Annotated in this window: 6 protein-coding genes and 2 pseudogenes; 4 read left to right on the top strand and 4 right to left on the bottom strand. The window is 71.5% G+C overall.

What is annotated here, in order from left to right; genetic code table 11:
• Positions 1-918: 918 nt before the first annotated feature.
• A pseudogene (tyrS, locus tag MCAG_RS25750) lies at positions 919-2,213 on the bottom strand (tyrosine--tRNA ligase).
• Positions 2,214-2,273: 60 nt separating this feature from the next.
• On the opposite strand from tyrS, the gene MCAG_RS25745 reads away from it, so the two are divergent.
• The 4 genes from MCAG_RS25745 to MCAG_RS25730 all read left to right on the top strand — a co-directional run bounded on the left by MCAG_RS25745 (position 2,274) and on the right by MCAG_RS25730 (position 4,739).
• The gene (locus MCAG_RS25745; protein WP_007075881.1) at positions 2,274-2,702 is read left to right on the top strand and encodes a PaaI family thioesterase; all 429 of its coding nucleotides are present in this window, start codon (positions 2,274-2,276) and stop codon (positions 2,700-2,702) included.
• A 105-nt stretch (positions 2,703-2,807) separates the two neighbouring features.
• The gene (locus tag MCAG_RS25740; protein WP_007075880.1) at positions 2,808-4,034 is read left to right on the top strand and encodes an NRAMP family divalent metal transporter; all 1,227 of its coding nucleotides are present in this window, start codon (positions 2,808-2,810) and stop codon (positions 4,032-4,034) included.
• Between the two features lie 2 nt (positions 4,035-4,036).
• The gene (locus MCAG_RS25735; RefSeq protein ID WP_232290415.1) at positions 4,037-4,411 is read left to right on the top strand and encodes a hypothetical protein; all 375 of its coding nucleotides are present in this window, start codon (positions 4,037-4,039) and stop codon (positions 4,409-4,411) included.
• A complete protein-coding gene (locus MCAG_RS25730) occupies positions 4,398-4,739 on the top strand; it encodes a hypothetical protein (RefSeq protein ID WP_007075878.1) in 342 nt (113 codons plus the stop codon). Before MCAG_RS25735 ends, MCAG_RS25730 begins: the two co-directional genes overlap by 14 nt.
• Before the next feature lie 3 nt (positions 4,740-4,742).
• Here MCAG_RS25730 and MCAG_RS25725 read toward each other — a convergent pair whose 3' ends face one another.
• From MCAG_RS25725 to MCAG_RS31325, 3 genes and pseudogenes are all read right to left on the bottom strand, one after another.
• Positions 4,743-6,086 (bottom strand): hemolysin family protein, encoded by a 1,344-nt coding sequence (locus tag MCAG_RS25725; protein ID WP_036375250.1) that lies wholly within the window; start codon positions 6,084-6,086, stop codon positions 4,743-4,745.
• 176 nt (positions 6,087-6,262) lie between these two features.
• A complete protein-coding gene (locus MCAG_RS25720; RefSeq protein WP_007075876.1) occupies positions 6,263-6,895 on the bottom strand; it encodes a hypothetical protein in 633 nt (210 codons plus the stop codon).
• 65 nt (positions 6,896-6,960) lie between these two features.
• A pseudogene (locus MCAG_RS31325) lies at positions 6,961-7,072 on the bottom strand (GNAT family N-acetyltransferase); the annotation flags it as partial.

Genomic DNA, 7,072 nt, shown 5'->3' with positions numbered 1-7,072 from the left:
CCCGTCGTCGCCTTGGTAGGCCATCACCCCACCAACAAGCTGATAGGCCGCGAGCCCATCCCAGGCCGAAAAACTTTCCACCACCAGTCATGCGACCAGCAGTCCTATCCGGTATTAGCCCCGGTTTCCCGGGGTTATCCCAAAGCCTAGGGCAGGTTGCTCACGTGTTACTCACCCGTTCGCCGCTCGAGTACCCCGAAGGGCCTTTCCGCTCGACTTGCATGTGTTAAGCACGCCGCCAGCGTTCGTCCTGAGCCAGGATCAAACTCTCCAACAAAAACTTGTTGAACAATCCATCCCGACAACAAAAAGTGTTGCCAAAGGAATCCCCACCAACCAAGCAAAAGCTCGGCCAGCACGGGGTCATAAAACTAATTGGCACTGGCTTATCAAGCACCCTGTTGAGTTCTCAAAGAACAACCACACACCATCCGAAACCCCCAACCGAGGGCCCCGTCCGGGGCATTCAAACCAACCCTGCACCCGCCACTCTCGCACCGGGCACTTTTACTACGCTACCCTCCGGTTTCCGCACTGTCAAACCGGAGCATCCCGATCCGACCCGCTTCCACCCGAATTGCGGGCACCACACATTTGCCGACTCGCGTCGGCTCACTCGTGGCTTCCGGCAGGCCGGCCGCCGCGGTTTCCCGCAGCTCGCCCGGTTCCCTGCCGGCGTCAAACACTACCCGGTCGGTCACGCCTCACCAAATCCGCCCTCCGGCAGATCCGGGGCACCGCCCGGACTGGGTCACGGTGAGTGTCAACCCCGAAACCCAGTGTTCTATTCCGCGCTCCGGCCTTGGGGACTTCCGCCCCGTTTCGCCCGTTCCGCGCTGACAGAGAGAAAGCTACGCCCCCGGCGGATCGGTCGTCAAATCCGCCGGGGGCGTCCCGCGTCACACTCCCGACGCACCGCTATTGACGCAGCTCGACGCCGGCGAACGACTTCTTGCCGCGACGCAGGACCAGGTACCGGCCGTGCAGCAGATCCTCCGGCGTTGGCCTCGCGTCCACCTCGGTGATCCGGTTGTTGTTGACGTACGCGCCGCCCTCGGCGATGACCCGCCGGGCCTCCTTCGCGCTCGGCACCAGACCCGACTCCCGGAGCAGCCCGGCGACGTCGGGCAACTCGTCGAGGTGCACCAGCCCGGCCTCGGTCAGGGCCGCCCGCAGCGTCTCCGGGGTGAGGTCGTCCAGCGATCCCCGGCCGAAGAGGGCCTGGCTGGCGGCGACCGCCTGAGCCATCTCCCGCTCGCCGTGCACGAGGGTGGTCAGCTCCTCGGCGAGGGCCCGCTGGGCGAGTCGGGCCGCCGGCCGCTCCGCGGTCTCCTTCTCCAGCCGCTCGATCTCGTCGCGGGAGCGGAAGCTGAAGTAGCGCAGGTAGCGGACCACGTCGCGGTCGTCGGCGTTGAGCCAGAACTGGTAGAACGCGTACGGGCTGGTCAGCTCCGGGTCGAGCCAGACCGCGCCGCCCTCGGTCTTGCCGAACTTCGTGCCGTCGGCCTTGGTCACCAGCGGCGTCACGAACGCCTGCACGGGCCCGGCCCCCCGCCGGCGGACGTAGTCCACCCCGGCGGTGATGTTGCCCCACTGGTCGGAGCCGCCGAACTGGAGCTGGCAGCCGTGCCGGCGGTGCAGCTCGTAGAAGTCGTTCGCCTGGAGCAGCTGGTAGCTGAACTCGGTGAAGCTGATGCCGGTCTCCAGCCGGGCCTTCACCACCTCCCGGGCCAGCATCTTGTTGACCGGAAAGTGCTTGCCGACGTCGCGGAGGAACTCGACGACCGACAATCTCCCCGGTCCAGGTCCAGGTTGTTGGACCAAGCCGCCGCCGCGTTCTCCGCCCCGTTGTACGAGACGAAGGGCGAGAGTTGGTCGCGGATACGACCGACCCAACCGGCCCACCACCTCGGGCGGGTTCACGTCCGCACGGCGCTCTCCTTCGGGTCGCCGATCTGCCCGGTGGCCCCGCCGACGAGCAGCAGGGGCCGGTGCCCGCCGAGCTGGAGCCGGCGGGCCGTGGTGACCTGCATCAGGTGGCCGACGTGCAGGCTGGCCGCCGTCGGATCGAAGCCCACATAGAAGGTGGCGCTTCCGCCGTCGAGCAGCGCGCGCAGCTCGTCGAGGCCGGTCGAGTCCTGGATGAGGCCTCGCCACCGCAGGTCTTCGGTCAGAAAGTCCCGCCCGGTCGGCGGGGGGCTGCTGTCGGTCACGGTCACCGATTCTCCCCCATCGCCGGAACCGGCCGGTACCGGGTTTGCCACTGATCACGGATGGCTAGGCTGGCCCTTCCTACTCGAGGAGGAGCCGTCGTGGAGTTGCCCGAATTGGCCGGGGGCTTCATCGCCCTGCTTGGCCTGAAGTTCGACGAGGCGACCGCCGACCGGGTCGTCGTCCGCTGGCGGGTCCGCCCGGACCTGCACCAGCCGTACGGCATCCAGCACGGCGGGGTGTACTGCGCGGTGGTGGAAACCGCCGCGAGCATCGGCGGGGCCCTGTGGCTGGGCGGGCAGGGTCGGGCGGTGGGGGTGTCGAACCAGACGGACTTCCTGCGCGCGGTTCGCGAGGGCGAGCTGACGGCCGTCGGCACGCCGGTGCACCGGGGCCGCAGCCAGCAGCTGTGGCAGGTGGAGATCTCCGACGACGCGGGGCGGCTGGTCTCCCGGGGCCAGGTGCGTCTGCAGAACCTCAGCGCGAGCTGACCCACCCCGGGCGGCCGACCCGCCGCCGGATGCCCGGTTTAGGGCTTAGGAAGTATTCTGCCCGGTTATCGTCGCGGCGATGGCATCCGTCGGCCCGTACCCGAGGTGAGGAAGCTCCTCGCCGCGACGCTCGGCGTGCTCTCCGCCGTCGGCGGGTTCGTGGACATCGGCGACCTGGTGGCGGCGAGTCAGGCGGGGGCGCGCTTCGGCATGGCGCACACCTGGGTGGTGCTGGTCGGGGTGGTCGCCATCTGCGCGTACGCCGAGATGGTCGGACGGGTCGCGGCCGTGAGCGGCCGGGCGGTGTTCGACCTGGTCCGGGAGCGGCTGGGGCCCCGGGTGGCGCTGCTCAACCTGGTCGCCTCCTACCTGGTGACCGTGCTGACCCTCGCCGCCGAGCTGGGCGGCGTGGGGTTGGCCCTGCAACTGGCCTCCGGGCTGAGCTACCTGCTCTGGGCGCCCCTCGCCGCGGCGGCGGTCTGGCTGGTGCTGTGGCGGATGCGGTTCCAGCTCATGGAGCGGGTGTTCGGCCTGGCCGGGCTGGCCCTGGTGGTGTTCGCGGTGGCGCTGATCCGGCTGCCCACCGACTGGGCGGCGCTCGGGCGCACGGTGGGGCACGGCGGCGCGGCGGGGCAGGGCTGGGGGGCGTACTGGTTCGTGGCGGTGGCCCTGTTCGCCTCCACGGTCAGCCCGTACGAGGTGTTCTTCTTCTCCTCCGGCGGGGTGGAGGAGCGTTGGAGCGCCGCCGACCTGGCCGACGCCCGGTCCAGCGTGCTAATCGGGTTCCCCGTCGGCGGGTTCCTCGCCCTGTCGCTGATCGCCACGGCGGCGGTGGTGTACCACCCGGGCGGGACGGCGCCGGACTCCCTCGCCCAGGTGGCGCAGCCGGCGCTCCTCGCGTTCGGGGCGGTGGGGCTGGCGGTGGCGGTGCTGGCGTTCTTCGCCGTGACCTTCGGCGCCGCGCTGGAGACGGGGCTGTCCGCCGCGTACGCCGCCGCGCAGTACTTCGGCTGGCAGTGGGGCAAGCGGGTGAGCCCGCGCGAGGCGGCCCGGTTCCACAGCGTGCTGCTGGTCAGCGGCCTGCTCGCCGTGCTGGTGCTGCTGAGCACGGTCGACCCGGTGACGCTGACCGAGTACATGCTGATCGTCAGCGCGGTGGTGCTGCCGCTGACGTACCTGCCGATCCTGATCGTGGCCAACGACCGGACGTACCTGGGCGACCGGGTCAACGGGACGCTGGCGAACCTGCTCGGTGCGGTGTTCCTGCTGGTGATCGTGGCTGCGTCGGTGGCGGCGATCCCGCTGGCGGTGGCGACGGGGATGGGCCGGTGAGGATGCAGCTCGGCCGGCAGCTTCTCGACCGGCAGATCGTCGACCGCGACGGGCGGCTGGTCGGCAAGGTCGACGACGTGGAGTTCGGCGTCGACGGCGACGGAGTGCCGTACGTGGCCGCCCTGCTGACCGGGCCGGACGCGCTCGGGCGGCGCATCGGCGGCCGGATCGGGCGGCTCCTCGTCGCGGCGGCCGACCGGATCGCCGAGGACCGGCCGGTGACGCCGCTCTGTATCCCGTACCCGCTGGTGGAGCGGGTGGACAGCGCGGTGCGGCTGCGGGTCCGCCTCGCCGACCTGCCCGCCTCGCCGGTGGAGCAGTGGCTGCGCCGGCACCTGATCGACCGGATCCCGGGGGCCGACAGTGCGAGCGGGTGAGCTGCTCGGCCGCACCGCGTACGACCTGCACGGCCGGCGGCTGGGCCGGGTGGTGGACGTGGTGGTGCGTGGCACGGTTCCCGACGGGCGGCTACGGCTGACCGACGTGATCGTCGCCGGACGCTGGTACGCCCGGCTGATCGGGGCGGACCGGCACCTGTCGGGGCCGTGGCTGATCCGCCTGGTGGCCCGGCTGCTCAGCGGCAGCAGCCACCAGGTGCCGGCGGACACGGTGCGGTTGGTGCCGCCGGTTCCCGGCTTCCCGTTCGGCGAGCCGGATCCACCCGGGAAGCCGCAGCGGCCGGAAGCGCCGGACGGGTCCGGCTGAGCGTCAGCCCTGGGCCGGGTCGAGGGCGGGCTCGACCTCGGCGTCGGTGGCCGCGTCGCCGTCGGGCTCGGCTCGGGCGGCGACGCGGCGCAGGCGTACCGCGGTGATGGCCCGGTGGTCGATGTCGGCGACCTCCAGCTCCCAGCCGTCGATGGTGACGTCCTCACCCGGCATCGTGGGGATGTGGCCGAGCAGGGTCAGGACCAGGCCGGCCACGGTGGTGTAGTCCCCGGCGGGACGACCGGGCAGCTCGACGCCGACGTCGACCATGTCGTGCACGGGGAAGGTGCCGGGCAGCAGCATCGCGCCGTCGGCCTCGGTGCGCACGGCGCGCACGTCCCGGTCGGTCTCGTCGTAGATCTCGCCGACGATCTCCTCCAGGACGTCCTCCAGGGTGACGATCCCGTCGACCGCGCCGCGCTCGTCGACGACCAGGGCGATGTGCTGCCGTTCCGCCTTGAACTGGCGCAGCGCGTCGACCACCGGCAGCGAGTCGGGCAGCAGCATCGGCGGGCGGGCGCACTCGTCGACGGGTCGGCCGTCGGGCACCCCGACCAGGTCGCGCAGGTGGATCACGCCGACCGCGTCGTCGAGGCCGCCGTGGCGCACCACGGGCGCGCGGGAGTGCCCGGTGGCGGCCAGCACCAGCCGCGCGGCCTCCGCGGTGGTCCCGCTGTCGAGCGTGAAGACCTGCAACCGGGGTACGAGCACCGCGCGCAGCCGCCGGTCGGCGATCTCCACCGCCCCGGCGATGATGGTCCGCTGTTCCTTGGTGAAGCCGTGGTTGCCGGCGACGATGTCGCGCAGCTCGTCCGGGCCGATCTCGTCCGGCTCGTGCCTCGGGTTGAGCCCGACGAGGCGCACCACCAGGTCGCTGGTGGCGCCGAGCGCCCAGACCGCGGGGCGGGTGAGGCTGGCGAGCAGGTCCAGCGGACGGGCCACCAGCAGCGCCCAGCGCTCGGCGGCCTGCATGGCGATCCGCTTGGGAGCCAGCTCCCCGAAGACGAGGGTGACGAACGTCAGAACCAGGGTGACCAGCACGATGGCGACCGTCTCGGCGGCCCCGCCGAACACCCCGAGCAGCGGCACGAGGGGCTTGGCCAGGGAGACGGCCGCAGCGGCCGAGGCGAGGAAACCGGCCAGGGTGATGCCGATCTGGATGGTGGCGAGGAAACGGTTCGGGTCCTTGGCGAGGCGGGCCAGCACCCGGCCGCCCCGGCTGGTCCGCTCCAGCCGCTGGATCTGGCTGTCGCGCAGCGAGACCAGCGCCATCTCGCTGCCGGCGAAGACGGCGTTGAGGACGACCAGGACTCCGACCAGGGCCAGTTGGCTCCAGTAGCTCTGCACGCCCGGTTCTCTCCTCGCGGGACGACGACCCGGTCGGGTTCGACCGGCGGCACCGCCCGGCGGACCCGGGCCGGCGTAGGCCCCTGTGTGCCCCGTCGGCGGGTCGGCGAATCCTCCGGCCGCCGACCGGCCGGTCAGGGTCGGCGTATCCGCTGCCCGCCGCGCGGGCCGCCCGGTCAGGCGCGGTCGGCGGCGGGCAGGTCGAGCACGTACGCGCCGTCCTCGGCGCGGAAGCCGAGCCGGTGGTAGTAGGGGGCGACCATGTCGGGCGGGCTGACCACCCGGCGGAACCCCCGGTCGGTGAAGAGGCTGCTGCGCCGGTAGACGAACTCGCCGGGGGTGAGGTCGCGAAACGGCGGGGTGACGTAGTCGAGGTCGACCTGGGCGGTGTCGTCGCCCTCGGCGTGCGAGAGCACCACCCCGACCACCTCGTCGGCGCGGACCACCAGGAACGCCGAGCGGCGGGCGGTGTGCTCGCCCCAGTGGAAGCCGGGGTTGAACCGGGCGATGTCGGCCGCGTGCACCCGTAGGGTGTGGGCCAGAAACTGGTCGTCGACACCGACCTCGACCACCTGGTACGTGCGCTCGTCGTGCCGGGTGGCGAGCATCTGCCGCAGATACCACATGTTGATCACGGCGAGCACGACGTTGAGGCCGACCATCGGCCACACGGCGAGGGCGGCGTTGTAGCCGATCAGCACGAGACAGCCGACGAGGTTGAGCGCCCGCAGCCGCAGCAGGCGCGCCTGCAACAGGGACCAGACCAGCAGCGCCGAGCCGGTCCAGCCGATCAAGTCCAACCAGTTCACCTTGCGAGACTAGTGCCTGCCCAGCTCAGCCCGGCTGCGGGGCGACGCCGGGCGGGTGCTGACCGTCAGTCGGCCAGTTCGAGGACCCACTCCTCGACGACGGCGCGGCGGCCGTTGGCGTACCCGGAATCCTCGCCGCACACGACGAAGCCGCACTTGCGCAGCACGGCGAGGGAG

It is taken from the genome of Micromonospora sp. ATCC 39149 (genome assembly GCF_000158815.1).
Lineage (GTDB): Bacteria > Actinomycetota > Actinomycetes > Mycobacteriales > Micromonosporaceae > Micromonospora.
This window is presented reverse-complemented; position numbering and strand designations above follow the sequence as displayed.